21 protein-coding genes, 4 tRNA genes and 1 pseudogene are annotated in these 26,555 nt (G+C 57.0%); 7 read left to right on the top strand and 19 right to left on the bottom strand.

Translation table 11 applies throughout. The annotated features are described in order from the left end of the window. The 10 genes and pseudogenes from JUI81_RS24490 to JUI81_RS24440 form a co-directional block, all read right to left on the bottom strand. A pseudogene (locus tag JUI81_RS24490) lies at positions 1–473 on the bottom strand (transposase); the annotation flags it as partial. A 24-nt stretch (positions 474–497) separates the two neighbouring features. Beyond that, positions 498–713: a hypothetical protein gene (locus tag JUI81_RS32280; RefSeq protein ID WP_374707272.1), complete on the bottom strand. Its 216-nt coding sequence runs from the start codon at positions 711–713 to the stop codon at positions 498–500. Between the two features lie 76 nt (positions 714–789). After that, on the bottom strand, positions 790–1,239 hold the full coding sequence (locus JUI81_RS24480) for an SMI1/KNR4 family protein (RefSeq protein ID WP_204125218.1): 450 nt from the start codon (positions 1,237–1,239) through the stop codon (positions 790–792). A gap of 2 nt (positions 1,240–1,241) precedes the next feature. Next, positions 1,242–1,505 (bottom strand): hypothetical protein, encoded by a 264-nt coding sequence (locus tag JUI81_RS24475; RefSeq protein WP_204125217.1) that lies wholly within the window; start codon positions 1,503–1,505, stop codon positions 1,242–1,244. A 228-nt stretch (positions 1,506–1,733) separates the two neighbouring features. After that, positions 1,734–2,186, bottom strand: a complete 453-nt coding sequence (locus JUI81_RS24470; RefSeq protein ID WP_155954650.1) for a hypothetical protein — start codon at positions 2,184–2,186, stop codon at positions 1,734–1,736. Between the two features lie 367 nt (positions 2,187–2,553). Continuing rightward, positions 2,554–2,949: a hypothetical protein gene (locus tag JUI81_RS24465; RefSeq protein WP_156043963.1), complete on the bottom strand. Its 396-nt coding sequence runs from the start codon at positions 2,947–2,949 to the stop codon at positions 2,554–2,556. Between the two features lie 422 nt (positions 2,950–3,371). Beyond that, a complete protein-coding gene (locus JUI81_RS24455) occupies positions 3,372–3,803 on the bottom strand; it encodes a hypothetical protein (protein ID WP_019579674.1) in 432 nt (143 codons plus the stop codon). After that, on the bottom strand, positions 3,803–11,533 hold the full coding sequence (locus JUI81_RS24450; RefSeq protein WP_204125216.1) for a DUF637 domain-containing protein: 7,731 nt from the start codon (positions 11,531–11,533) through the stop codon (positions 3,803–3,805). Before JUI81_RS24450 ends, JUI81_RS24455 begins: the two co-directional genes overlap by 1 nt. Before the next feature lie 25 nt (positions 11,534–11,558). Beyond that, positions 11,559–13,265, bottom strand: a complete 1,707-nt coding sequence (locus tag JUI81_RS24445) for a ShlB/FhaC/HecB family hemolysin secretion/activation protein (protein WP_204125215.1) — start codon at positions 13,263–13,265, stop codon at positions 11,559–11,561. A 460-nt stretch (positions 13,266–13,725) separates the two neighbouring features. Beyond that, entirely contained in the window at positions 13,726–14,088 is a 363-nt protein-coding gene (locus JUI81_RS24440; RefSeq protein ID WP_028940044.1) for a DUF6463 family protein, read from the bottom strand. A gap of 525 nt (positions 14,089–14,613) precedes the next feature. Here JUI81_RS24440 and JUI81_RS24435 point away from each other — a divergent pair. Both JUI81_RS24435 and JUI81_RS24430 read left to right on the top strand, forming a co-directional pair. Further along, a complete protein-coding gene (locus tag JUI81_RS24435; protein ID WP_239077732.1) occupies positions 14,614–15,969 on the top strand; it encodes an MFS transporter in 1,356 nt (451 codons plus the stop codon). Positions 15,970–16,017: 48 nt separating this feature from the next. Next, a complete protein-coding gene (locus JUI81_RS24430) occupies positions 16,018–17,196 on the top strand; it encodes a spermidine synthase (protein ID WP_204125214.1) in 1,179 nt (392 codons plus the stop codon). A 63-nt stretch (positions 17,197–17,259) separates the two neighbouring features. Here JUI81_RS24430 and JUI81_RS24425 read toward each other — a convergent pair whose 3' ends face one another. From JUI81_RS24425 to JUI81_RS24405, 5 genes are all read right to left on the bottom strand, one after another. Beyond that, a complete protein-coding gene (locus JUI81_RS24425) occupies positions 17,260–17,664 on the bottom strand; it encodes a sel1 repeat family protein (protein WP_204125213.1) in 405 nt (134 codons plus the stop codon). Continuing rightward, the gene (locus JUI81_RS24420; protein WP_007898892.1) at positions 17,665–18,036 is read right to left on the bottom strand and encodes a hypothetical protein; all 372 of its coding nucleotides are present in this window, start codon (positions 18,034–18,036) and stop codon (positions 17,665–17,667) included. It abuts the gene before it with no gap. Continuing rightward, positions 18,033–18,374 carry a helix-turn-helix domain-containing protein gene (locus tag JUI81_RS24415; protein ID WP_026286335.1) on the bottom strand — a complete coding sequence of 114 codons (342 nt, stop codon included), beginning with the start codon at positions 18,372–18,374 and terminating at the stop codon, positions 18,033–18,035. Before JUI81_RS24415 ends, JUI81_RS24420 begins: the two co-directional genes overlap by 4 nt. A gap of 112 nt (positions 18,375–18,486) precedes the next feature. Beyond that, complete coding sequence (locus JUI81_RS24410) at positions 18,487–18,942, bottom strand: YkvA family protein (protein ID WP_204125212.1); 456 nt, start codon at positions 18,940–18,942, stop codon at positions 18,487–18,489. A gap of 295 nt (positions 18,943–19,237) precedes the next feature. Next, a complete protein-coding gene (locus JUI81_RS24405) occupies positions 19,238–19,951 on the bottom strand; it encodes an FKBP-type peptidyl-prolyl cis-trans isomerase (RefSeq protein ID WP_018925162.1) in 714 nt (237 codons plus the stop codon). 269 nt (positions 19,952–20,220) lie between these two features. On the opposite strand from JUI81_RS24405, the gene JUI81_RS24400 reads away from it, so the two are divergent. Together JUI81_RS24400 and JUI81_RS24395 are read left to right on the top strand one after the other, a co-directional pair. Next, positions 20,221–22,053 carry a di-heme-cytochrome C peroxidase gene (locus JUI81_RS24400; protein WP_204125211.1) on the top strand — a complete coding sequence of 611 codons (1,833 nt, stop codon included), beginning with the start codon at positions 20,221–20,223 and terminating at the stop codon, positions 22,051–22,053. A gap of 3 nt (positions 22,054–22,056) precedes the next feature. Continuing rightward, entirely contained in the window at positions 22,057–23,193 is a 1,137-nt protein-coding gene (locus tag JUI81_RS24395) for a catalase family protein (protein WP_019579660.1), read from the top strand. Between the two features lie 143 nt (positions 23,194–23,336). Here JUI81_RS24395 and JUI81_RS24390 read toward each other — a convergent pair. From JUI81_RS24390 to JUI81_RS24375, 4 genes are all read right to left on the bottom strand, one after another. Then, positions 23,337–23,413: transfer RNA gene (locus JUI81_RS24390), tRNA-Asp, on the bottom strand. A gap of 19 nt (positions 23,414–23,432) precedes the next feature. Next, a tRNA-Val gene (locus JUI81_RS24385) sits at positions 23,433–23,508 on the bottom strand. A 197-nt stretch (positions 23,509–23,705) separates the two neighbouring features. Beyond that, positions 23,706–23,782: transfer RNA gene (locus tag JUI81_RS24380), tRNA-Asp, on the bottom strand. A gap of 19 nt (positions 23,783–23,801) precedes the next feature. Continuing rightward, positions 23,802–23,877: transfer RNA gene (locus JUI81_RS24375), tRNA-Val, on the bottom strand. Between the two features lie 159 nt (positions 23,878–24,036). Here JUI81_RS24375 and rdgC point away from each other — a divergent pair. The 3 genes from rdgC (at position 24,037) to sugE (ending at position 26,509) form a co-directional block, all read left to right on the top strand. Beyond that, a complete protein-coding gene (gene rdgC, locus JUI81_RS24370) occupies positions 24,037–24,957 on the top strand; it encodes a recombination-associated protein RdgC (protein ID WP_019579659.1) in 921 nt (306 codons plus the stop codon). A gap of 152 nt (positions 24,958–25,109) precedes the next feature. Next, on the top strand, positions 25,110–26,075 hold the full coding sequence (locus JUI81_RS24365; protein ID WP_096479748.1) for a bile acid:sodium symporter family protein: 966 nt from the start codon (positions 25,110–25,112) through the stop codon (positions 26,073–26,075). A gap of 119 nt (positions 26,076–26,194) precedes the next feature. Then, positions 26,195–26,509: a quaternary ammonium compound efflux SMR transporter SugE gene (gene sugE, locus JUI81_RS24360; protein WP_018925158.1), complete on the top strand. Its 315-nt coding sequence runs from the start codon at positions 26,195–26,197 to the stop codon at positions 26,507–26,509. Positions 26,510–26,555: the final 46 nt, after the last annotated feature.

Raw genomic sequence — 26,555 nt, 5'->3', positions numbered from 1 at the left:
CAGTATCTAGCCAATCGCTATCAGGCAGATCGCCCACACGTGCCCGGTAGCTCGACCAAGGGTAGTCCGCCGCATCAGCCACCATGCATGCGCGTACCGGATTCAATTCAATATAGCGGCAGCATGCCAACAGATAAGTATCGGATTGCACCACACTGGACTTGTACCGACTCTCCCATAGCGTACCGGTACGCCCCTCCAACCGATTGCGGTAGCGAGTAGCACGCGCCGCCAGCGCCTTCATTAACTGCCCGAGGCCTGCCACCGATTCGCTTGGCGCCAACAACAAATGGACATGAGGTCATGAGGCAGTAGGCATACACCCTTACCCCAAACACCTCCTTAAGTTCTCGAAGGTCGGCAAGATAACGCTGATAGTCCTCGGTAGCAGCAAACACCACCTGACGGTTATGACCGCGTTGGACAACGTGATGCGGGTAGTTCGGCAAAACAATGCGTCCCATCCTGGGCATGAGCAACCTCCTTCCATGGAGCTTTCAGCCTAGCAAATCAGCGGAAAATAAATCTGTCCCCATTTCCTCTACGTTCGCGTCATAGCTCGACAGTTTTGCAATCTCACCCGAGTGCTGGCTCGTCTGTTCCTGCCCGTACTGACGCCATTGTTCGTGGGTCTGATAAGGGAACTCAATGGTCTTACGCCCGCGCAGAGCCGGATGGGTCTGAATCAAAGTCATCAGCTGATCAGCCACCATCTCTTTCACTTCAGATGGTAGAGCCGCGATTCAGCCCGTACCCTCCGTTATCTATCCTCTAAGAGTCTTTCGACGCTTAGTTATCTGCACGCCAATCGACTAGACCTTTAACATACTTAAGCTTATCCAACATAAAGCTAGAAAAATCCACCGACAGCACTTCAAAGCCACCAGCCTCAGAGCTGATCTCCACTACCGCCCAACCATTCTTAGAATCAAAAGCATATAACACATCACTTGAGTTTCCAGCAAAAACATACATACCCTCATACCCATTTACTTCCCCATGAGATATAGAGGAATATTTTACTGGGCCATCCTCCACATAAAACGCAGCGTCTAGCTCACCAAATCCAAAATCCGCAAGAAACTCCAGATAATCACTAGGCACACCTTTTCGATCCGTATCGACAACGTCGCTCAGTATCGCATCAACATTAGATATACAGTCTCCGTAATCCCCTTCATAAAGCTCAGCGGATGTGATTGCCTCTATCAGATTTCGTATTTCTACTGAATTTCTCATAATTATCTACCAAATAAATTCTCTGCTGGACCTTGGGACCTGTGAATCCCTCCCTGATGCTCTACGCCTCGCATTGCAGGTGTAATATTCCACCACTCAGCTTTACCACCAAATTTGTTCTCTATTACATGATGAGCATCGTAATTTCGGGTTTTCACACTGCCATTCTTGTCAGTGTAGGTTTCTTTGGGCCAGCTCTCACCAGTGTTCTTCTCCCATTCCTTTCTGTGATTTGGAAACTTTCTTTCAAAATCAATCCGGTTCAACTCAACATCCTCTTTGGAGAGACGCGAGTAAGAATTTTCCCGAAGATCTGCTTTCAAAAGATCCAGCTGTTGGGGAGTGAACTGCCTACCTGTCAAATTTTGAATATCAGTGAGGTACGAATTAGTATCTTTAGCTAACTGAGTACTCAGAAGGCCCGTAGCGGAGTCACCGTTTTGAAAAACGCCCCCTCCAATATTTGCCCCTTCTTTTGCACCTAGCGGTAAATCTTAATCAATAGACTCTATTTGAAACACCAAAGTAGAAAAGTCTACTGCTTCAGTACCACCGCTACATTCCAAATTTGTTATGCGACCCTCCTCACTGATTACCATCCCTGCATTTCCAACCCAGGCCTGAGCAATATCGTTCACACGCCATACATTCCAGATTTTCAATTCGCAACCTGTTTTGGATAGCACCGAAAAATAAACGGACTCCGGGCTAGTATCCGCCCATAAAATAACTTCAGAGTGGCGCTGGTCATTTACTTCTAGCTCACCTTTTACCACTTTTAAACGTAGTCCAGACACAGGCTGCATAGTTGACTTCAATCTTCGAGCCAAGAAATTGCTTCGACCTGCTTTAATTTTTTTTTGAAAGATCGGGTACACAAGACGTTCTGCTACTTGAATAGGAGCCCCTCGTGTACGTTGAAAAATTGAAGAAAGTGTTTCCGTCATTTCTCAGTATCCTGGCTTTCTGTATGGATCGACAGCGGCGTGGTCTTGCGGCCAACGAGGAACAAAGTCTTTACCACCATCCCGAGCAGGAATGGGCTCGTTACTCAGCTCCATAGACTCAATTCCCCCTTTATCCGCGTTATATCGCTGAGGCGCGAGTCCTTTACTCATCCGATCAAGATTCTCTGGACCATAAGTTTTTGCAGCGTCGGGAGCAGCAGACTCGTTTTTCCAGAACCTAGACCGAACAGCAGACCATGAAGGGTCGTTGCCTTTAGCCGTTTGATTATAAACATCATCACCAACCTTCCATCCATTCTTCACTGGAGGGTTGTCGATCTGACCAGGTGCTTTTGCACCAAAAGGATTAAGCCATTAAGCTCCGAGAAACCCGGCCCTCTTCAAAGAACTGCCTAAAAACATTAACCACAATCTCAAAATCCGTACAAACTCCTGAGGCATCAACAGCATCCCCTAGGATATCAACCATCTTCCCTGAATTTCCGCCTCCAAGATAAGACCGAACAATGTAATCTTCACCATTGTCTTCCCCTAAAGTCATCGCATACATCCCATCACCTGCAACAACTTGCAAGCTCAACAGCTCAAATCCATTAAGATTCACAACCTCTAATGTAACAGAGCCAGACGTCTCGCATACTTCTCTTAGATGAAGCTCAATATCGCTCCAAGAGGGTTCTTTAGCTCTACCCCCCTTACACTCACTTCCAAACCCAACAATCCATGATAGAGAAAATCTCATTTATAATCCCTCTCTCTCAGAGCCCGCATTCCAGGCTGCCAATATAGAGTTTTACCAGTCGCGACCTCTTTGACTGCAAGAGAAGTAAGCCCAGATTTCTCCGCCATTGCAGCAATATCTCCTCGACAATACCCACAAACTGCTTTACCAGAGACAGCAAGCTCCATGCTTGCCCCCATAGTCTTCCCAGCAGCATATGCCTGCTGTATCACACCTATTTCTGCATGAGCGTCGGCCATGTTTCCATTTGGCAGGACTTTCCCAGATGCGTCAGCTTTAGCAGTTACCCGATCAGATATCAAGGTTGGTTGACTAGCATTAGCTTGTGAAGCTGGACAAGCAGTCTGATTAAAATCAGTAAATGTTGTTCCGCCAATCTTTCCCTCTGCAGTTACAACTGGAGAAACACCTTTTGCACCGACTCAGCTCTTCCGTTTGAGGTTATCTCTCCAAGGCACAAGCAGACCTTCCAGTAGAACTCGATCAATGACACCATCATCAATGCTGCCAACATAAGTAGTATCTAATTGAAACTCAAAGGAAAGCCCTTCTCTTTCAGATAAATCTCGAACAGCACTGATCAGCTCCTCTACCTCATCTAAATTTTTCGAATCCATATCAGTAGAAAGTATATTTGGCTGTAAAGCCGAATAAATCTCCAACATTCCACCTACTACTTCCTCCCCCCCTTCGTCTATCTCGTCAACGAAGCTTGGCGGGGATATGCTCCATACTCTTGATGCAGCAAGCTCATTCACAAGCTGCTGCACATCAGATTTAATGGACTGATCCAAATCCTGAGCCACGTAAAAAATTAACTTTTGCTTCGCATGCTCTAGCGGTATGGAATGCATTACTCAACTCCTTTTTTCGGTGGGTATGCCGGAAGAGCTGACCCAGGGCCACCCGGATTATATCTAAACCCTCCTGGCATATGCGCATCCAAATGCCGTGTATCAGGTAGTGGTACCGTAAGTGGCGAACCTTGGATATGGTGCATAGAAATTCTTTCACCCTTTAACCCTGCATCCTCCGGAAAAACCTTAACCCATGCATCGTCGACTTTCGGAGTACGTCCTTTAGCAATAGCGGCCCGATTTTCAGTACTTAAGATTTGGCCATACCCAAGGTCATCCCAATTATCACGCAATGCTCGCCAGTCAGCCGCATTTGTACGAACAACACCTGTCCGAGTCATACCAGAAGAAACAATGGGCCCGGGTGGCACGACTTCGCTTGTCGCTTTTGCACCCCCTTTAACCCCCGAAACCAGTACCGACGCCCCACCATCCAGATACTTCCCCGCCCCCTTGAGCAACGCGATTTCCATCGCTGCCTTAGCGGCCTCGGTTCCATAGTCGCGGAGTGGGTTTACATCTCCAGGATAGGTTGCGCTGTTGAAGGACGCGAGTACCCTGCTTCCTTGTGTGTAGTCGTAAGGAGCAAACAGCTGCCCGGTGGCCTGCCATCCATCAACAAACGACGCCGCGCCGCCCAAACCGGAGAGCGCAGGTATAGCGCAACCGACTCCGGTGACACAAGCTGGCGTGGAGAGTATCGCGCCGCCAAATCCTGCGGCGGCACCTATCGCGCCGAGTACCGCTCGGCTCGCCTGGGATGACTGTCTGAGTTCCTTATCGTTAAGGAGCAAATCATCGTTGACTTGGTCCCACTTCGAATATTCGTCATAGGCCCCGGTAGCGATCAGCGCACTTTGTGCACCTGTGAACCCCTTTCCGTCCGCTTCAAGCGCTTTAACAGCTTGGTAGTTTCGATCATCCACAGGTACCGAGGCGGAGCAATGAACCAAAGCACACGCAGCCGCTTTCAGTTCATAAGCTTTTTCAGGCGTTTCCTTTTGTAGTTTCTCAAGTGCAACTGTCTCTTTCTGGTGAAGCTGACGATTGTATTCGTCAGCCATCAACGCGACCCAAGAGGCTTTCTCGACATCGCCGCCAGCAAGACCGGCGGCCGTCAAACCGACAACCTGAGAAACCGCTTGTCGTAGCTCAGGCTGTGTATCGAAAATGGAATTAAGTTCTCCAGCCATGGCTTGGCTGGCACCCGCTGCAATGGCGCCGGTCTTGAAGTCACCACCGGTAGCACTGGAAATCGCTCCCCCCGCCAACGCGTGCATGGCAGTACGAGCGACGCCGCCTTCGGCCCACATGGCCATGCCAGTGGTATCGCCCGCATTCTTCGCGGCCTGCCAATGGTCTTGCGCATAACCACCGACAAAATTGAATGTTGTGGCTGCTGCGACGGTACCCGCCTGATAGACCAGCCCATCTGTGAGGTTCCGGCCGAAGCTTCCTCCATTGATGGCGGTTTTGATGACTCCCCCCGCAACACCCTGAGCCCCGGCATGCAGCGCAAAACCACCCACTCCTTGAAGAGTATTTAAATCAAACCCCCTTGTGAGGTTATTAAACGGCACCGTATTACCGCCGAGCGCGGGATCGATAACGCCCTTGGTAAAACCAGCCGTGATCCCGGCGATCACATAGCCTTTCAGGCTTTCTGACGAAAAGACGTCCTTGAAGGTCGCCCCCAGGTCACCCTTGTTGTTGATCGTGCTGACTGCCGTTTGCGCGACTGCCGCCGAAAAGCTCGCCGTTGCGGCAGCCGATGCAGCAGCGCCTACAGTCGCAGCCGTGGCAGCTGACGCACCTGCCGCCGCTGCCGCCCCAGAAGCTGCGGTGCCAGCACTAGCGCCAACTGTAGCGGCGGTTCCAGTACCAGCCGTCAGCACGGTAACGATAATAATGATCGCCAACATCGCGCCCTGCCCCAGGCTCGAGTGGCTGTATTTAAACGACTCGTGAGTTTCCTTGATCAACCGCCAATCCACATCCCCTCGCTGCTCGGCCTCCTTGAGCCAGGCCAACTTCGGATCAGCCTTGACCATGACATCGATGGTCTGGCTGACGGTTTTCTGGTTGATGTGTTTGATATCGATCTTCAAGCCATCGGCAGCTTTGATGGCCAAGTTCCCCTGAGCCTGCAATTGGCTCTGAATCAAGGTTTCGTCGGTGTGGCCTTTACCCTTCATCGAGTTCCAAGCCAGACTGGAATCGCTCTTTGTATGGCTGTCCTGACTCAGATCCTTAACGCCCTCGAAGGTAATCGAGCCGCCGCTCTGTAACGTCAGCTCATCACCACTATTCAGCTTGGCCGCCTGATAACGCTGGTCACTCCCGCTGAGCAGTACTAAATCACCACCCGTGGTGATCTGGCTGCCCACATGCGTAACCTTGGTCACTTCATCCCGCTGAGTCTTCTTACTCCCCCAACCACCTTTCTTCTTCATGTCGTACAGCGAATAGTCGCTGTTTTGCGCAGCCAGCAGCTCAAGCTTGCCACCCGCCACGAAATAGGCCTCATTTGCAGCGTTGACCTTGCTGGAGATCAGCGCCAGATCCTGCCCCGCGCTCAGGGCAACGTTTCGCCCCGCCTTGAGCGTCGAAGCCACCTGACTGACATGATCCTCTTGGCTGGTGACCTTCTTGCTCTTGCCGTAGGAATGCTGCTCATCCGCAGCCGAGGCGAGGGTCAAGTTTTCTTTAGCGGCCATGGCGACGTCGCGCTTGGCATCGATCTGGCTGGCGACGACGGAGAGGTTGCGGCCAGCGTTGGCGGTCAGGTCGCGGCCGCTGTCGAGGCTGGAGCCGTATTGCTTGATATCTTGGTCACGATGCCGGCCGCGAGTGCCACTGGTGATGCGTTCGGCGGCGACGAGATTGACATCGCGCGAGGCATCGAGGGTGGTGTCAGAGCCGCTTTTCAGCGCACCGCCGACATTGTTGATGTCACGCCCAGCGCTGATGGCCAGGTTGTTGCCAGCTTCGATGCGGGCCGCGCTGTCGATGAAGTCGGTGCGTTCGGTGCGGTAGCCGCTGCTGCTTTCGTGGGTGGTAACGGTACGTTCGTTGGTCACGTCGCCGCTAAGGGCAACAACACTGACATCCCGCCCGGCGATGATCCCGCCGGCCCTGTTAGTGAGGTTATTGCTCGCCAGCGCCTCAAGCCGATTACCCGCTTCCAGCAAACCGCTGTTGACCAGGCTGTCGCCAGCCGTGGCCCTCAGGTTGCTGGTGGCGCGCAGGGTGCCGGCGTTGTTCAGGTTTTTGCCGGCGATCAGGCTGACGTCGGTGCCCTGGATCAACGCGCCATTGGCCGCCAGGCGGTTGTTGGCCTGGGCCAGGTAGAGCACCGGCACCAACACCTGTTGGTTGTTCACGGTCCGGGTTTCCATCCAGACGATGTCATGGGTCAGGGCCGCGACCTGCTCGGCGGTCAGGCTGACGCCCAGGGACAGGTGGAGGGCGTCCTTGCTGGCGATGGCATTGTTCATCAGGTACTTGAACATGCTGTCGTCGGAGGTCTGGCCGTCGAGAAAGCGTTGGCCGGTGCGGGCGATCACGGCCTGTTGGATCAGGCGTTGTTCGTAGAAGCCGTCCCCCAGGCGCTTGGCGGCGAGGTCCGGATCGTAGCCCAGGTTTTTCAGCAGGTAGTCCGAGCTCATGAACTGGCGCATGTCGGTCAGCGCCGGGTTGGTCTCGATCAGGTACTTGTGCGGATTGGACCTCATCGAACGGTCAGCCAGCCCGCGCACCTGCAGCAGGCCAGCGCCCTGGGTCGGCGTAGTCGAGCCGTTGCCGCTCATGCGGAACAGGCCGTTTTGTCCGGTGGGCAAGTCAAAGCCCGGCAAGGCGAGCGGATCGACCTGTTGCTGGGTCAGGTCCGGGGATAGCTGCCGATTGACGTTGATGCGGGTGGAGAAAACGTTGTCAGCCTGAGTATCGGTGCGCGGGCCGGCGCCGACATAGGTGTAGCCTGGGCGTACCACGCTGCTGTCGACATTGTTCTGGGTGCTAACAGCCACCGGTCCGCCGGCCTGGATAATCGCAGCGTAGGTCTGGCTATCGATGGAGGCCGTTTGAGTACGAAACTCTGGCACCTCACGCTCGGTCATGCCGATGAAACGGCTCATCGCCCCTTCAAGGCCACCCAGATCGTTGGGGGTGTAACCCGGGCTCTGCAGCCAATATTTGTTGGTGAAGTCATTCGCGGCGGCGCGCCAGCCACTCGGGTGGCGCGTGCGTTCGGACATGAAGGTGCGCGAGGTTTCGATCTCACCGGTCTCGATGCCGATGTTGTTCAGGCTGACCAGATTGGCGGTCAATGCACCGCCGACGCCGATGCTGCTGCTCCGGTTGGTCAGGGTGTCGCCCTGGATATCCAGGTTTCCGCCGGTGGTGATGCTGGAGGCGGCGCTGGCCGCGGTGACTTCGAACTTATCGCGCTGAATGATCTGCCAGACGTGGTTTACCTTGGGGCCGTCGCAATCACCGGCATTGACCCCTCCGATGCAGGCCACTTCCCTGATCGAGGCGGTGTAGATGCCAGCATCGTTGGTGGTCAAGACCTCGCGGACGTTGTCGATCGTGCTGGCCGCCAGGCGCATGTTGCCGTCGCTTTGCAGCGTGCCGGAACTGTTGAGGATGCGGCTGGCACGCGTGCCGAGGCCGTCGCGATCGATGCTCAGATCACCCAGGCTGTAGATATCGGCATAGCGGTTGGTCAGGCTGTCGACGCGCAGGCTTGTATTGCCGCCGCTGAAGATCAATCCGTGTTCGTTGAGCAGGGCGCCGGTCGATACGCCAAGCGCCTCGGCACTGCCCAGCGTGCCGTAGTTGTTGATCGTGGCGGCAGTGACGCTCATGTCCGCCGCCGAGGTCAGCCGACCGTAGCTGTTGAGGACGCCATCGACCACGACGGTTGTGCTGCCGCCGCCAGCGATACTGCCGCTCGCCTCCAGATTGATCAGCGCGGCCTTGATCCCCAGGACACCCAGGCTGCTCAAGCGGCCGCTACCTGCATATTCGCCGGTCAGTTGCAGGTCGATGGCTCCATCGCTGCCGATCAGGCCGTCGACACGCCAGTTGTTCCCCCGGCCAACCAGGCCGTTGGTGCTGAGCAATTGGCCGGTGGCCGTCTGGGTCAACTGACCGACATTCAAGACCAGATGCCCGGCCTGGATCGCGGTGTTGTTGGTCCAGCGGTCAGCCGTCACGTTCAAGTTGCCGTAGGTCACCAGGCGACCACCCGCCTGCCCCAGGTTGGCCTGGCTGATGCCAAACAGCCCAAGGCCGGTGTGGAACAACTTGCCACCTACGTTCTGGACGCTGCCGCTGTCGAGTTTCACGTCCTGGCTGGCGGTCTCCAGGGTGCCGTCGTTGTTGTCGAACAGCCCGCCGATGTCGAACGCCGTGGTGCTGTTGCGGCCCAGGGTGCGCAGTTGGCCTCCCTGGTTGCTCAGGCTGGCGGCCAGGATGTCCAGGCTGTCCTGGCTTTCGATGATGCCCGCGTTGTTGTTCAGTGCGCCGCTGAGATCCAGGTCGATGCGCCTGGCGCTGACCTGCCCGCCGCCGCTGTTGTCCATCTGCCGGCCAATGACTTGGACCGTGCCCGTGGCATATATACCGCCGTTGCGATTATTGATATCCGCAGCCGCGTTGGTGATCACGACATCGCCGGCTTGTGCGGCCAGGCGCCCGCCGTCGTTGAACAACCCGCTCAAGGCTTTGATGTTCAGGCCTTGAGCCTGGATCGTGCCGCCCACGCGATTCACGTCGTAGCCGTTTTTCAAGACGCCGGTGGTGCGTGCCTCCAGCGCGGCCTTGACGCTGGAGAGCACGCCACCGCGGTTGTCAAGGTTGGTCGCGAAGACACTCAACTTGGCGTCTTGGGCAATGATGCTGCCGCCCTGGTTATCGATATCGCCCGATACATCCACCGTCACCAAGCCTTTGCCTTGCAATGTGCCTTTGGCGTTATTCAGGCTGGCGGCATCGAACTCAACGTCGGCTGTACGGCTGGCGATCAGGCCGTTGTCGGCGTTGTTGACCTTGCCAGTCGCACTGACCACCAACTTGCCATTGGCGGCAACGGTGCCTTTGTTGCGGTTATCCAGGCTGCCGGTGCGCACGGTCATGACGCCTTGGCTGGACAATTCACCGCCCTGGTTGTTGATCGCGCCCGTGTTGGTGATATCGAGGTTTTTGCCGGCCATGACCAGGCCGGTCAGGTTGTCCAGGCTGCCGAGGATCAGGGTCGCGCTGTTCAGGCTGGATAATTCGCCTGCATTGTTTTCCAGATGGCCCAGGTTGGCAGTCAGAATGCCCTGGCTATTGATCAGGCCGCCCTGGGCGTTCAGTACCTGGTTGGCGTTCAGATGCAGTTCGGTGTTGCCAAGAATTCGGCCTTTGTTGCGGTTATCCACAACGTCGGCTGTGACCGTGGTCATGCGCTGCCCGCTGAGCGTACCGCCCTGGTTGTTCAGCGCGGCGGTCGTCGTGACATTCAGGTCGCGACTGGCGACTACGGTTTTGCCGCCGTTGTTCAGCTGTTTTGCAGTAAGAGTGATATCGCCCGAGGTGTTGCGGCTGTTGTCAGCATTGACCCCGGCTTCGATGATTGCGTTGTTGCTCAGCGTGCCGCCGCTGTCCAGGCGAATGCTGTCGCGCGCCACCAGGTTTTTCTGGTTGGTCAGGTCACCCTGGGTCTTCACCTCCAACCGGCTACCGGCGTACACCTGTCCACGGGTTTCCAGGCTTTTCGCCTGGATATCGATAGCACCGGCAGCGGCCATCTCGGCCAAACTCAAATGCCCATTGGCATCAAGCTGGATATCCCCCCCACTGGCAACCATCTTGCCGTCCAGCTTCACGCCAACCCCGGCCTCAGTGCCCACCAGTTTGATCGCCCCGGCGTACATACCACCCAAGGCCGAGGAGTCGATGGCCAACCCCGGTTTGGCGCTGCCGTCATCGGCGCGCGCGGTCGCGTTGAGGCTGTCGGCGTTGACGTCGTTGCGACCGGCGATGATGGTCAGATTCTTGGCCTGGATCTCGGCGTTGATCCTGGCGCTGCGGGTGATGATTTCGAAGCGGTCGACGTTGCTGGCATTCAGCCCGTCGCCTTCGATGGCGATGCTACCCTGATCGACCTGAAAGCGATCCAGCCGACCGTTATCCAGCACCGGTTTGCCGGTGGTCAACGTGACTCGCGGGGTGTTGATGAAGCCGCAACCGTTGCAGCTGATGCCGTAAGGGTTGGCGACGATGACGTGGGCCGATTGCCCCGCCACTTCCGTGTAGCCACGCAACTGGCTGGGATTGCCGCCGTTGACTTCGTTGAGGATGGTCCTGGCGGCCGTGCCGTTAAGGTTCGGGTTACCGAGGATGATCCCCCCCAGTTGAGTGGGCTGGGCGGCGTTGGTGGCGTTGTTGAGGATCACGCCGTTGCTGCCGACGTTGTAATCCTTGAACTGGTTGTGGGACAGGCCACTGCCGTTGGGGCCGGCGATGTTGACGATGGGCACGCCGTTACCTGCCTGACCGAGATTGGTTCCCGGCGCGCTGACCACGATCCCGTCCGCCTGGGCCCACATCGGTTGCCAGAACATGACGTTGGCCAACAGGAATGCCAGGCCGCGCTTGGGCATGCCCCAGAAGTGCTCACGGTTTTTGACGGCAGCAGCGGGCTGGCCAGCGAGGAAGGCGTAGAGGCGAACGTCCATGATCGAATCTCGTTTAAAGCAGAATTTAGAGGAAGAAATCCACGCGGAAATAAATCGGCGCTTCGCGCTCGGTCAGGGCATCCGGGCGTTCCAGGGAGTGGGCGAAGGTCACGCTGGCGCTGAGGTGCTCACCGCGGGCGAACAACTCCAGCGAGTTGCTCGACAGGCGCCCATGCTGGTTGCCGTTGTAGCGATCACCGCGAATCACGCCTTGGTCGTAACCGAGGCTGGTGCCATATTCGGCGAACACCGGGCGTAGCCATTCCAGGGTCACGGGACGGCTCCAGCGCAGATCATTGCGCCAGTAGCCACCGCTGTCGCCGGACAAGGACTGGTCCTTGTAACCACGGATCGACGATTGTCCACCCAAGCTCATGCGCTGAGGGCTGAATAGCACGTCTTCACTGCGCTGACCGGTCATCAGGCTGCTGAAACTGAAGGACTCGCCACCCAGCACAAAGGGCTGCAAATAGCTGAGAGTGGCGGTGTATTTGCGATAGCGCGCATCCGGAAGGCCCGGTCCCGGGTCGTGATTACCCTGGGCATCGAGGGCACCAATACCGTTCTGCAGGCCCAGGTCGAGGTTGACGAACGCATTGCCAACCCGTCGCCCATGGTTGATGCCGAACTGCGCCTCGCTAATGCGATTGCTGCTGGCAGTGAGCTTGCTGTCTTCAATGAAATTATTGGTTCGCAGGTAAGCCAGGCCGGTGTTGAGGGAGGTCTTGCTCAGGGCATCGCGATGGATCACTCGTTCCAGGCGCAACTGATGGTTCTGGCTGTCGCCACTCTGCTTGAAATTGAAACCGTTGGCCTGGCCCAAGGCGCGGTATTCGCTCTGGCTGTAGGTGTAGCTCAGGTTCCACCAGCCAAAGGGCAGGTTGTAATAGAGCATGGCATTGCGCGAGGTTTTCTGATGATCGCTGACGGCATCGTGGCCGCCGCGCAAGGCCAATTGATCGGCCAGGCCCAAGGGACTGTCCCAGTCGAAGGAGGTGCCCCATTGCTGCTCGCCAGTGCTCTTCTGGCCATCGTTATGCCGCGATAAACCAACACGCCAGGGCTTCTGCGGGGTGTTTTTGACCAGCACTTCGCTGCCACCGATATTCTGCCCCGGCGTCAGCTCCGTCTGCGCATGGTTGGACGGCAAACGGTTCAGTTGATCGACCATCTGTTCGATGTCCCGCAGATTGAGCAACTCACCCGGCTTGCCGGGAAAGCTCATCGCCAGTTCCCGCTCGGAGAGACCGCTGCCTTCGGCGCCTTTCAGGCCTTCCAAGCGGCCCTCGACGACCAGCACTTGCAGATGCCCACCGGACAAATCCTGTTGCGGCAAATAGGCACGGCTGGTGACCAGGCCTTTGTCGATGTAGTGATCGGTGATGACTTTCAGCAACTCGTTGAGCTGCGTGACGCCCAGGCACTGGCCGATATAAGGCTTGAGCAGGCGATTTTTCTCGCTGTCCGAGAGACTGTCGGCGCCTTTGAGCTCAATGTCCTTGATGGGGAAACAACGGGCGTCGGCCGGGGCCGTCGGTTGCGTGGGGTTGGCTGCCTTGCCGGGTAATTCCTTGAGCTCTTCGAGACGTCGACGCTGCTCGTCAAGCAAGCGATCCTGACGTTCGCGGATCAGATCGGTTTCACCGGGGGTGGGGGCGGCGTGAGCAAGAGTTAGCGGAGAAAGGCACAGCAAAGCCAGGCACAACCTCGCCCAATGGGCGGGTGAGAACATGTTCGATCCCTCGATACGGAAATGACAGCAAGCTCGCGAGCGGACAAAAAGCCGAATATTGGCCTTTACCTTTATCTTGGGCAGCACCTGAAGACCCAGGCGTACTCCGAAAAACACTCACGCTGCTGATGCGCAAAACCACGCGCACACCAGACCCGGCATATCGCTTTTGGTTCAAGAGAGCGGGAATTTTCTACACACAAAAGAGACGCGTCTCACAAGACACGTCAGAAACTACAACAGAGAAATGCGAATGATCGCGGTTACATACATACAGACTGTGCTGCGCCGAGGCGAGATAGACTATGAATCTCGCCAGTGGATAACGCTTGAGACGCTTCCGAGTGGCAGCTTTTGGCCGATTCTGTTGAAAAAGTCGGGCCGCTTTCTGCCTATCGCGTCCGGCTGAAAACGACCCCGAGTGGACATTGAAGCCCTCGCGAACGACATGAACCGTTTGTCAGGAGTACAAGCCATACCCTGCCGCGATGATCAGCGGTGAAACCAGCAGCGTTGCCCAGAAACCCGATTTTGGAACAGCAATGACGCAAATGATCGAGATCATAAGCACATAGATGCCAACAATTTTAAGTAGCGCGAGATCGCCAACTGCTACGGCGTGAATCGCTGTATGCCCTGCGAGCATAAAAAGCGGCCCCAGCAGGGTAAACCAGAGGGCGGTACGCCGATCTTCGTGCACTCTGAACTGGTCAACGAAGCCAGAGTCTACAGCGGCGGCGAATGCTGCTTTGAACTTAATAATACCGAATGGAATATGGAAGGCGCCCAAGGCGAACAGCGTCCATGCGACGATGTTTGACATATTTTATATGCTCCGTAACGGTAAGGTTGGACCAGTGCCTAACGTTTGGGGCCTTCTTTAGCCGGTCCCGAGCGAGCTTAGCGAGCGACTTGAGCCGCATGTTAGGCTGCGTCACCGATGGCGCGCCAGCCGTATAAATACTTGATGACTCAAAGCTGCGGAGCAGGCCTCCTGGAGCATGCGGTTTTGCGGCGACAGCCATCCCGTGTTCACCGTCCACTATTGGGAAGCGGCTCTTGATGATAGACAGCAATAAGCCAAAAGCCCCACTTCGATGTAGCTACAAAACCAGAAACGGTTTACTCACAACAGAAATGCGGGCCAACCCCAACTTCAACAGTTCCTTACGTAGCAGCGAGCGCTCAAGCACAGCTATTCCGGCCTGCCATTCGATCGACAGCAAATAGAAAAAATGGGACGGATTTATTTTCATGATCGCGTAAAAAATAGATCTGTCCCCTTCTCTCAGGGTGGAATCGAGCAATATCTGGCGATCTACCCTGATGACCGTCACCCCGTCGTTTCTTGAACACCCCCGGCTTGCACAGTAGCCCTATCTGGATCAAAGGTACGTCAATGAGTGCAAATTTTTCAGGCATCACGTGGGGCTTTCCCGACATCGACCGGCGTCTGCTGAAAGTGCAATTCAGCTTTTTGCTTATGGTTCTGGGTGGACGGTGTAATCAATTGGCGGTGGCCTGGTGGGCCTTGCAGGAAACAGGCTCTGCGCTGTACTTCGCCAACATGATTGCCTGTTCCATTGCGGCGGAAGTGTTAGCCAAACCCCTGTTGGGATGGCTGGGGGACAAGTACAACAAAATCCTGATCATCAAGCTGGCCTCATGGATCAGCCTGCTGACAGCGCTGTTGATGGTGGTGCTGTCCGCCACGGGGTCGTTCAATCCCTGGACGGTGGGCGCGCTGATGATGATCAGTAGTGCGATTGTCGGTGTGCGCGACCCTCTCCAAGCGTCGATCATTCCTTTGTTCGCAGACGACGATAAAGTCTCCCTGGCCTTTCGGACCAAAAGCGTGATGTCGTCCTTTTCTATTCTTCTGGGGCCGGTACTGGCCAGCGGGTTGATTTACGGGTTCGGTATCACGTTCGCCTTTGCTGCCGATTTTTTTGCGATTCTCATCGCCGGAGCGTTGATCGCGACCATCCCGAGCCATATCGGTGCCACCGGTCAAGGCGAAAAAGCCCCGGGTGCCAGCGGCTTCAGCATGATTTATTCCGGTTTCAAAGTGGTTTACGGAGTGAAAGTCGAGTTTTACCTGGCCATCATTGCAATGCTGATCAACTTTGCCCTGTTTCCGTTCTTCACCATTTTGATTCCACTGTACGTAAAGGACGTCATCCAGTACCCGGTCACATACATCGGTCTTTTGGATTCATGCTTCGGGCTGGGCATTCTGGCGGGCAGTTACAAGATCATCGGCTGGTTATCCGACCGGGTTCCCCGTGACATGTGTGTGTCCGCAGGTTTTGCATTACTGGGGTGCAATCTGGTGGTGGTCGGCACCGTTTCATCGTCGTTCATCGTACCCGCGGCCTTTTTCTGCGGCGGTGTAGGCCTGATGTTGATCAACATCCCCACCTCCGCAGTGAGGCTGCTGGCGACGCCCAAGCTCCATCGCAACCGGATTTTTGCCACGGTTTCATTTTTGTCTGCGGCGGCCAGCCCCTTGGGCAGTTTTGCGATGAACACCCTGATCGCCTATCTGGGGGTTGCACTGACAATCACGCTGCTGGGCGCCATGGTGCTGCTGTTGTCTCTGTTGGTTTTTCTGGTACCCGATTTCAAATCGTTCATGCGTTCCCCGGATACGCAGCTCAATGATGCCTACCTGGACAAATACCCTGAAGCGTTTGCGCACTGACGTGCCTCGCCGTACCCCCGCCTATTACAAATGGAGTTGCCTTTCACCATGCCGGACTTCAAGGATCGACCTGAATCTGCTCGACATGAACAGATCTTCTGCGGCCAATATTATGATGACATGGGCTGTACCGGTTTCCTGGGGGATCCATCCAAGGATCGAATCTCGGTTCTGATGCTGGGGCTTTCGGACGGTGTGGCGCTGGCGCCGATCGCAGCCAGCACCAGAGTGGCCAGTCTGTTGGCCGTTGATCTGGACGAGACCGCATTCTCGCGCAGCCTCGACAACCGGAACCGACTTGCAGCGAATACCGACTTTGACAGTGTGGTCGCCGATGCCGCGCACTTCCTGGACGTCACGCCCGACCGGTACGACGTCATTATCGTCGACCTCTACACCCAGACCGGTTATGCCCCGATTGTGTTTGATCACGGGTTCCACCAACTGTTGAAGAGCCGCCTCAATCCCCTCGGTCATGTAGTGTTCAACGGTTTTGGCGTCCCCATGAATCTGGACCCGTTCAACGGGCCTACTCCCCAAGCTTGGCTTGCACACTGCCTGAACGACAGCTGGGGCGACATTCATTATCTGCCTCACCGACGCAATGCGACGTTCATTATCGGCCCACCTCCATCAATAACACCGCGCACCGCTCCGACCCTGGAGTCTTTATGTGCAAGTGACCGGCTCTTTATGGAAATCATGAGACTTCGCCTGCGCTACCTGATACCTACGGTTATCCGTCAGGCGACGCTTGTGCCTCCTGCGCTGGATTTCGTCGGAATTGATCTGGAGGTGCAAAAACGCTGGATGGACTCGTTACCGGCCTTGTCTGCGCTGCTTCCAGCCTCGCTGAAGCTGAGCAAACCCAACGATCTTCGCGTGTTACTGGATGACCCGGACGCTTGCCAGGCGCTGCAAGAGAGATTAGTGAAGAACAAGTCATCGCTGCGCACCACGCTGGCATTGCTGGTCGCAGGCGAAGTCAACTTCTCGGACCGCGATATGTCGTGGCTGCCCGACTGGGTCGTGTCGACATTGGAGAACAGTGTAGAAATCTACCCACGAGATTGGCTGGAAGGTTTACTCCCTTATGCCTACGGCGTCATTACGCACAGAACCCGGGGGGATGCGACCAAAGTGGAAGGCTTTCGACGGGCGCTAGCCCGATTGTCACCGAGCACAGGGCGGGCCGACGTTTCACCGAGCCGAGCGCCAAGCGTGTAGCCACCTGCGCCGCCGATCAGCCCGCTGCGTCTTCAAGATGTCCACCAGTTCAACATCGAATCACTACTCAGCATCGCCACTCGCCAACCCTTTCAACTTGATCTCAGCCAACGGATGCCCGGCCTTCAAGGCAATACGCCAAAACCGCGCCGCTTCCACCGGATCCGGCGCCTTGCTCGGCGTCCCCGCGAGGCAGATCACGCCCACCTGATACGCCGCCTTGCCATCCCCTGCCAACGCGGCCAGGCGCAGTAATCGTACGCCTTCCTCGCGAGCCCCAAGGCCGACGCCGCGAAAGGTCAGGATGTGGCCGTAGAAGCTCTGGGCGCCGACGTCGCCCAGGTTCGCCATGCGCGCGAACTGGCCCTCGAGCCAACGCCAGCCTCGCGGCTGGCGCACAAACCACGACCAGTGGAACAACCGGCGGGCCAGCCAGTAACCGGCCCGCGCCTTGAGTCGTAGGAACACTCAGGCTTCCGCCGACTCGGGGTACTCGTATTCGAACACCCGCACCACTTCCGAGGCGTGCCAGGATGCGGCAGCCACGCCGTCGGACGGTCCGGAGAAGCGCCCGAGGCGCTCGACACATTCGAAGAAGCCGGTGCGCGGCAAGCGACTGGCGCCCTGGCTGATCACCAGCGAGCTGCGCAGTGGCTGCTCGGCCCTGGCGTCCAGCGCGGCCAGGTGCTCAAGGGCGGCGGTCAGGGTTTGCATGGCGGGCGTGGGTAGCTGCAAACGCTCCAGCAATGCCCGATAAGTCAAAAGATGGCGCTGACGGCGCGCCTGATCCAGTTCCCCCAGCAATCCATCCCAATGTTGACGACTGATGCGTACGCTCACGATTCATCCCTCCATCCCGGCACCGTCAATTCCCAGGCGAGGCTGCGGCGAATAGCAGCGTCGGGTTGACGCTCACCGCTTTCGATCAAGGCGAGATATGACGGGCTGATGCCTACCGTGCGGGCAAGCGCCTCAATGGCGATGCCCTTCCCTTCGCGCAAACTGCGTAGTTGATCCAGACCCGGAAGAGTCTGGTCTGATGTGGCCGCGGGACGCACTGTGGCTTCGCGCGGTGGTTGTTCGTTGATGCCTGCTGCTTTCAGTAGAGCCTGATACTGAGCCCATGGCAGAACCGCATACTCTGGTTCGCCTTCGCGTGTAATTATCTGAATATCCATGACTACCCCGTAGGACAACGACACGTAGCGAGTCGGCACTTTTCCTTAGAAGTGTAATCCTAACAGCGGCCAAGGTCGCGGGGGGTATGAATATGGATGATCCTGAATCGGTTCAGTTTTTTTTCGGGCCCTGAAGTTGCAGTTGTTCCGGGGTATCGGGCAGGCGTTCAACCACCGCGAGTTTTTCCGGCGCCTGACGTTTGCGCCAGACGCGGAAGGCATTGAGTTCGTCATCGAGGACTTTCATCAACCAGGCCAGCACGGCGATGTCGTCGAGCATGCCGAACACCGGGATGAAATCCGGGATTGCATCCACCGGGCTCAGGAAATACATCAGGCCGGCCACCACCGAAACCATCGCTTTCGGGCTGATGGCTCGGTACTCGCCACGCCAGTAGGCCAGGCAGAGTGCCTGTAACAAGCGCAGATCGTCCTTAAGTTTGCCCAGACGATTACCTTGGCTCGCGCCTTTGCTGGCAACCGCGAACAGCAGGGTCGGCAAACGACCACGGGCGAGCAGGCGCCCGGCCATTGGCAGGAAGCGGGCGAAATTCCAGGGCATTTTCATCTTTTCCTCCCACTGAAATGTTATCCACACAAATTGTGGATAACCTTGTGAACAGAGCTGCATTTCACCGCTGGAAGCCCCGTTTCACAAGGGTCTTGCTCAGATCGGGCGTTTTTTACTCACATAAAAAAACCCAAGATTTCATTGACTTGGCGCACCGGTACGTCTAGCTCGGGCACTCTCACTGGCTATGACTGCAGCGTACCGCATCCGTTCGCTTTGTTTACCTTCACCAAACCCCAGATGCAACAACGCCCCGCATAAGCGAGGCGTTGTTTTTTCGAGCAGACGCGGATTACTTGGCGTCGTCTTGTTTGGCTGGATCCTTGATGCCCAGCAGCTCCAGGTCGAATACCAGCACCGAGTTGGCTGGAATCGCCGGGCTAGGGCTTTGGGCGCCATAAGCCAGGTCGCTAGGGATGTACAGTTTGTACTTCTCGCCAACGTGCATCAGTTGCAGGCCTTCGACCCAACCCGGAATCACACCGCTGACCGGCAGATCGATCGGGCTGCCGCGCTCGACGGAGCTGTCGAAAACGGTGCCGTTGGTCAGTTTACCGGTGTAGTGAACAGTCACTACGTCGGTCGGCTTAGGCTGTGCGCCATCGGCCTTCTTGACCACTTCGTATTGCAGGCCGGAAGCCGTGGTGACGACACCGGCTTTCTTGCCATTCTCTTCGAGGAATTTCTTGCCGGCGGCTGCCGACTCTTCGCTCATCTTGGCCAAACGCTCTTCGGCACGCTTCTGCAGCGCTGCGAAGGCTTCAACCAGTTCCTCATCCTTCAGTTTCTGTTCTTTCTTGCCGACGGCATCTTCGATGCCTTGGGCTACGGCTTTGGAGTCCAGATCATCCATGCCTTCCTGAGCCAGACTTTTGCCCATGTTCAGGCCAATGCCGTAGGAAGCTTTTTGCGCCGGGGTTTTCAGCTCTACGCTGGTCTGCGAATCACAACCCGCAAGTACCAGGCCAACCAGGGCCACCGCCGCCGCCAACCGATGCTGTTTCATGCTATTTCCTTGTTCATGCGCCTAAAGGGCAATCGAGTAAAGCCGCGAGCTTATCAGGCGGCCACGACCAATGGCTACCGGCATGAGAGCAGGAAACTTCCGATAAGTTCAGGTGTTTAAACGCATTTCGAGGTTAGAAGGATGAAGCTTCTGTCATCTGGCCCCCACAGACCCGGAGACCGATTCCCACAGCCCCTGGCGTAATGGCCTCTTGCCGCCCCTCGTCAGCTGAGGCATAAGAGAGCTACAAACTGACAAGGATGTTTATCGTGCGCCTCATTATCCGCTTGCTGATTCTGATCGCAGTACTGCTGGGGCTGGGCCTCGCCGTGGTGCTGTACTACGTCGCCAACCCGAAATTACCAGCCTGGTCACCGGCGCAACAAGTGCATTACCTGGAGCAATGGAGCGCCGCAGACCGCCAGGCCTACTACTTCACACCTCAAGGCACCCAGGTCAAAGGCTTGCGCTATGACTGGTTCAACGCCCTCGAACTGCCCTTCTCGCAAAAACGATTCGCCGCGCCTGAATACCTCGCACGCTTTGGTTTTCTGATCGATCCGAGCCAGAAAGCCACACCGAACAACCCCGGCAACCTGCCCGTCGGTTTTGCCCGTCATCAAAACGCGGGTAGCCAGGAAGAGTTTCTGGACATCACCTGCGCCGCCTGCCACACCGGCGAATTACGCTTCAATGGCCAGGCCGTGCGCATCGACGGCGGCTCGGCCCAGCATGTGTTGCCGTCCAGCGTCCCGACCCTGCGCGGCGGCAGCTTCGGCCAGGCACTGGTGGCCAGCCTCGCCTCGACTTACTACAACCCGTGGAAATTCGAACGTTTCGCGCGCAATGTCCTGGGCCAGGACTATGACACCCGGCATCAACAGCTACGCCAGGACTTCAAAAGCTCACTCGATACCTTCTTGAAAGTGGCCTGGAACGATACCCATCGCGGGCTCTACCCCACCGAAGAAGGCCCCGGCCGCACCGACGCCTTCGGGCGCATTGCCAACGCCAGTTTCGGCGACGCCATTTCGCCGGCCAACTACCGCGTGGCCAACGCGCCGGTGGACTACCCGCAACTGTGGGACATGTGGACCTTCGACTGGGTGCAGTGGAACGGTTCGGCGCAGCAACCGATGGCCCGCAACATTGGCGAGGCTTTGGGTGTCGGCGCCACGCTGAATTTCTTCGACGCCAGCGGGCAGCCCCTCAAGGGCGACGATCGCTACCCGTCCAGCGTCCGGGTGCGCGATCTGCACCGGATCGAACAAACCCTGCAACGACTCAAGCCGCCCACCTGGCCGGAAGCCCTGCTGGGCACCATCGACAAGCCGTTGGCCGCAAAAGGCCGCGCTCTATTCGCTGAAAACTGCGCCGGGTGCCACGTCCCCCGCGTCACCCAAAGCGACGGCAGACAAGTGCAACATCTGAAATTACTGCCCGTGGAGATGATTGGCACAGACCCCGGCGCCGCCAACAATATTGCCGACCATCGCTTCGATCTGACAGCCTTGAAGTGGGATCCGGCAGAGCTTGCGCAACTGGACGTGCAACTGCATCCAAAACCCACGGAACCCTTGGATTTGAGCCAGTTGTCAGTGGCCAAGGGGCTGGCCTACGTCACTGCTTTTGTGGGGAACCAGGCCTATCGCGCTGCCAATGTGACACCGGCGGAGCGGCCGAACCTGGACGGTTTCGGCCTGCCTATCGGTGTCCAGGAATTACGCAGCTATAAAGCCCGACCACTGGCGGGCGTCTGGGCCACACCGCCGTTTCTGCACAACGGTTCGGTGCCGAGCATCTACCAACTGCTCTCGCCCCAGGATGAACGCGCAACGACGTTTTACAAGGGCACCTTAGAATACGATCCCAAACACCTGGGCTATCGCACCGAAGCCTTTACCAACGGTTTTGTGTTCGACACGCGTATTACCGGCAATCACAACAGCGGCCACGAATTCCGCAACGGCGAGCGCGGTAATGGCGTGATCGGTCGCCTGCTGCAGCCGCAGGAGCGCTGGGCGCTGCTGGAATACCTGAAAGTGTTGGGCGGCCCGCTGGAGTCGCAATTGCCAGACCACCTCATCAGTCAAAAGGATTGACCCATGCTGATCACGCTCTGGCTACGTCTGGGTGCCTTCCTTGGTAAAACCCTGCTTTGGATGTTGGGTTTGGGGGTCCTCGGCTGGGCGCTGACCATGGCATGGCTCGCCTGGCAACATCGCGGCCCGGTATCGGCTGAAGAACTGATTCCGGACGGCGAAGCGGCGATGACCCGGGACATCATCCAGACAGCGGTGCGGATCGTCGATCAACACCGCGAAAGTACTCGCTATCTGCGCGACGCTCACGCCAAGGCCCATGGTTGCGTGAAGGCCGAGGTTCAGGTGCTGCCGGATCTGGCGACGACGTTGCGCCAAGGCGTGTTCAGCGAACCCGGCAAAACCTGGCAAGCGACGATGCGGCTGTCCAACGGCAATGCCTATCCGCAGTTCGACAGCATCCGCGATGCCCGGGGCATGGCGATCAAGTTGTTCGATGTGCCGGGTAAACAGTTGCTGAATGATCGACAAGGGCGCAGCGAACAGGATTTCGTGATGTTCAACCATCCGAACTTCTTTGTCAGTGATGTCGCCGAGTATCGTCAGAATGTGGCCGCTCAGGCTGACGGCAAAAAGATAATGGCATTCTTCCCGGGCTGGGACCCGCGCACCTGGCAGGTTCGTCATCTGTTTATTGCGCTGGCGACACTCTCCCCTGCCCCGGCAAGTCCGACCCAGACCACCTACTTTTCGGTTTCGCCGTACAAGTTTGGTGAGGCCAACGTCAAATTCCGGGTAATACCGGATCCGGAGAGCTGCCCGACCTACACGCTGCCCACGCAAAATCAAAACCTGCCGAACTTCCTGCGCAGTGCGCTGAACCAGCAGCTGTCGACTGATCGGGTGCCGGCCTGCTTCGTGTTACAGGTCCAGCGCCAGGATCCGAGCCAATATATGCCGATCGAAGACACTAGCATCGAGTGGCGTGAACACGACGCGCCTTTCGAAACCGTGGCGAAGATCAAGCTGCCTGCCCAGGATTTCGACACCCCGGCGCTGAACCTGCAATGCGACAACCTGTCGTTCAATCCATGGTTCGGCCTTGAAGCCCATCGGCCGATTGGTGGGATCAACCGGTTGCGCAAAGCGGTGTACGAGGCCGTCAGCGACTATCGACACAGCCGCAATGCCGAACAATAAGTAAGGCAGAAACGAAAAAAGCGACCCGAACAGGTCGCTTTTTTCAGTGAATCCGGCAAAAAGCCAAATCCCAGACAGCAAAAAGCCCGCATTGAGCGGGCTTTCTGTGGTGATCTGGCGTTCAGTGTTCCAGATACCGAATATGGCGCAGCGGACGGGACTCGAACCCGCGACCCCCGGCGTGACAGGCCGGTATTCTAACCGACTGAACTACCGCTGCGCGAAACGCTTGAAACGAATGGTGGGTGATGACGGGATCGAACCGCCGACATTCTGCTTGTAAGGCAGACGCTCTCCCAGCTGAGCTAATCACCCTTCGCTTCGTTACGGGACGCATTATGCCACAAGTTTTCGTAAAGTGTTGATTTAATTGAAGTTTTTTTCAAAAAAATCCGAAAACCAGTGAAACGACACAACCCGATGGAACAAGGTACAAACTTGAGACAGAAAAAACCCGCCTCAGCGGGTTTTTCCGTGGTGACCTGGCGTTCAGTGGTCCAGGTTACCGAATATGGCGCAGCGGACGGGACTCGAACCCGCGACCCCCGGCGTGACAGGCCGGTATTCTAACCGACTGAACTACCGCTGCGCTAAACACTTGAAACGAATGGTGGGTGATGACGGGATCGAACCGCCGACATTCTGCTTGTAAGGCAGACGCTCTCCCAGCTGAGCTAATCACCCTTCGCTTCGGTGTGGCGCGCATTCTACGGAGCGACCCAACCTCTGGCAAGCACTTTTTTAATTAATTTTCTCAGGCCTTCCAAAGGCTTAGAGAAGGGTTGGCCTATGACCCGGCGAAGACAATAATGCCCCCCTTTGTATAAAGGAGAGACTCACCTCATGTGGTTCAAAAACCTGCTTATCTATCGCCTGACCCAAGATCTGCCTTTTGATGCCGAGGCGTTGGAAACTGCACTGGCCACCAAACTGGCGCGTCCATGTGCAAGCCAGGAGTTGACCACCTACGGTTTCGTCGCGCCATTCGGCAAGGGCGAAGACGCACCGCTGGTACACGTCAGCGGAGACTTCCTGCTGATCGCCGCCCGTAAAGAAGAACGCATTCTGCCGGGCAGCGTCGTGCGTGACGCAGTGAAGGAAAAGGTCGAAGAGATCGAAGCCGAACAAATGCGCAAGGTCTATAAAAAGGAACGCGATCAGATCAAGGATGAAATCATCCAGGCCTTCCTGCCCCGCGCCTTTATCCGTCGCTCGTCGACCTTCGCCGCCATTGCGCCAAAACAGGGCCTGATCCTGGTGAACTCGGCCAGCCCGAAACGCGCCGAAGACCTGCTGTCCACCCTGCGTGAAGTGATCGGCTCGCTGCCGGTACGTCCGCTGACGGTGAAGATGTCGCCGACCGCAACCATGACCGAGTGGGTTACCACTCAGAAAGCCGCAGACGATTTCTTTGTGCTGGACGAGTGCGAACTGCGCGACACCCACGAAGACGGCGGCATAGTGCGTTGCAAGCGTCAGGACCTGACCAGCGAAGAAATCCAGCTGCACCTGAGCACCGGCAAAGTGGTCACTCAGCTGTCGCTGGCCTGGCAGGACAAATTGTCGTTCGTGCTCGACGACAAAATGGTGGTCAAGCGCCTGAAGTTCGAAGACCTGCTGCAAGATCAGGCGGAGCAGGACGGTGGCGACGAAGCACTCGGCCAACTGGACGCCAGCTTCACCCTGATGATGCTGACCTTCGGCGACTTCCTGCCGGCACTGGTTGAAGCGTTGGGTGGTGAAGAGATGCCGCAAGGGATCTAAACCGACGCGCGGTCTAAATGTGGGAGCGGGCTTGCTCGCGAAGGCGTCATGACAAACAACATCATTGTTGAATGTCCGACCGCCTTCGCGAGCAAGCCCGCTCCCACATTGGATCTGCGCAATTTTCGAATATGAATAACAAGGATCAGGCCATGCGCGCACTCGCTGCATTGAGTCGTTTTGTCGGCAACACCTTCGCTTACTGGGTACTGATTTTCGCCATCGTGGCGTTTCTGCAGCCGGCCTGGTTCATCGGTTTGAAAGGCGCCATTGTGCCGCTGCTGGGGCTGGTGATGTTCGGCATGGGCCTGACCCTCAAGCTCGAAGACTTCGCCGAAGTCGCTCGCCATCCGTGGCGCGTGGCCCTGGGCGTGGTCGCCCATTTCGTGATCATGCCCGGCATGGCGTGGTTGCTCTGCCAGGTATTCCATCTGCCGCCAGAGATCGCCGTCGGGGTGATTCTGGTCGGCTGTTGCCCGAGCGGCACCTCCTCGAACGTGATGACCTGGCTGGCTCGCGGCGACCTCGCGTTGTCGGTGGCCATCGCCGCCGTCACCACCCTCCTCGCGCCATTGCTGACACCGGCGCTGATCTGGCTGCTGGCCTCGGCCTGGTTGCCGGTGTCGTTCATGGAGCTGTTCTGGTCGATCCTGCAAGTCGTGCTGTTGCCGATCGTACTTGGCGTGGTTGCCCAACGCGTGCTCGGTGATCGGGTTCGTCACGCGGTAGAAGTGTTGCCGCTGGTGTCGGTGGTGAGCATCGTAATCATCGTCACGGCCGTGGTGGCTGCCAGCCAGGCGAAGATTGCCGAATCCGGTCTGCTGATCATGGCCGTGGTGATGCTGCACAACAGCTTCGGCTACTTGCTGGGTTACTTCACCGGGCGCCTGTTCAACCTGCCGCTGGCCCAGCGCAAATCCCTGGCACTGGAAGTCGGCATGCAGAACTCCGGCCTGGGTGCGGCACTGGCCAGTGCGCACTTCTCGCCGCTGGCGGCGGTGCCGAGCGCGCTGTTCAGCGTCTGGCACAACATTTCCGGGGCGCTGCTCTCGACGTATTTCCGTCGCATGAGCGAGAAACAAGATCGGCAAATCGCTGCTCAACAGGCTGCGGACTAAGCCCAAAACTTGATCCTCGGATTAATGATGGGCACTCTATTGCGCAACGCGAGGACGACCTCGCGGCTCGATCGAGTGATTAATCCGGGGACGACCCCATCCATCGATGGAGGTCTTCCATGTCCTGGATCATTCTGTTTTTCGCCGGCCTGTTCGAAGTCGGCTGGGCCGTGGGCCTGAAATACACCGACGGCTTCAGCCGCCCTCTCCCTACCGCATTGACCGTTGCCGCCATGGCCATCAGCCTTGGCCTGTTGGGCCTTGCCATGAAGGAATTGCCGCTGGGCACGGCCTATGCGATCTGGACCGGCGTGGGTGCGGTGGGCACGGTGATCGCCGGGATCATTCTGTTTGGTGAGTCCATGGCACTGTTTCGGCTGGCCAGTGTGGCGCTGATCATTACCGGGTTGGTCGGGCTCAAGGTCAGCGCTTAGACCGCTACCGTCATCGCGGGCAAGCCTCGCTCCTACAGGGATTGAT

This window comes from Pseudomonas sp. 008 (assembly GCF_016861935.1).
Taxonomy (GTDB): Bacteria; Pseudomonadota; Gammaproteobacteria; order Pseudomonadales; family Pseudomonadaceae; genus Aquipseudomonas.
Note: the sequence above shows the minus strand (reverse complement) of the source record. Positions and strands in the feature narration are given on the sequence as shown.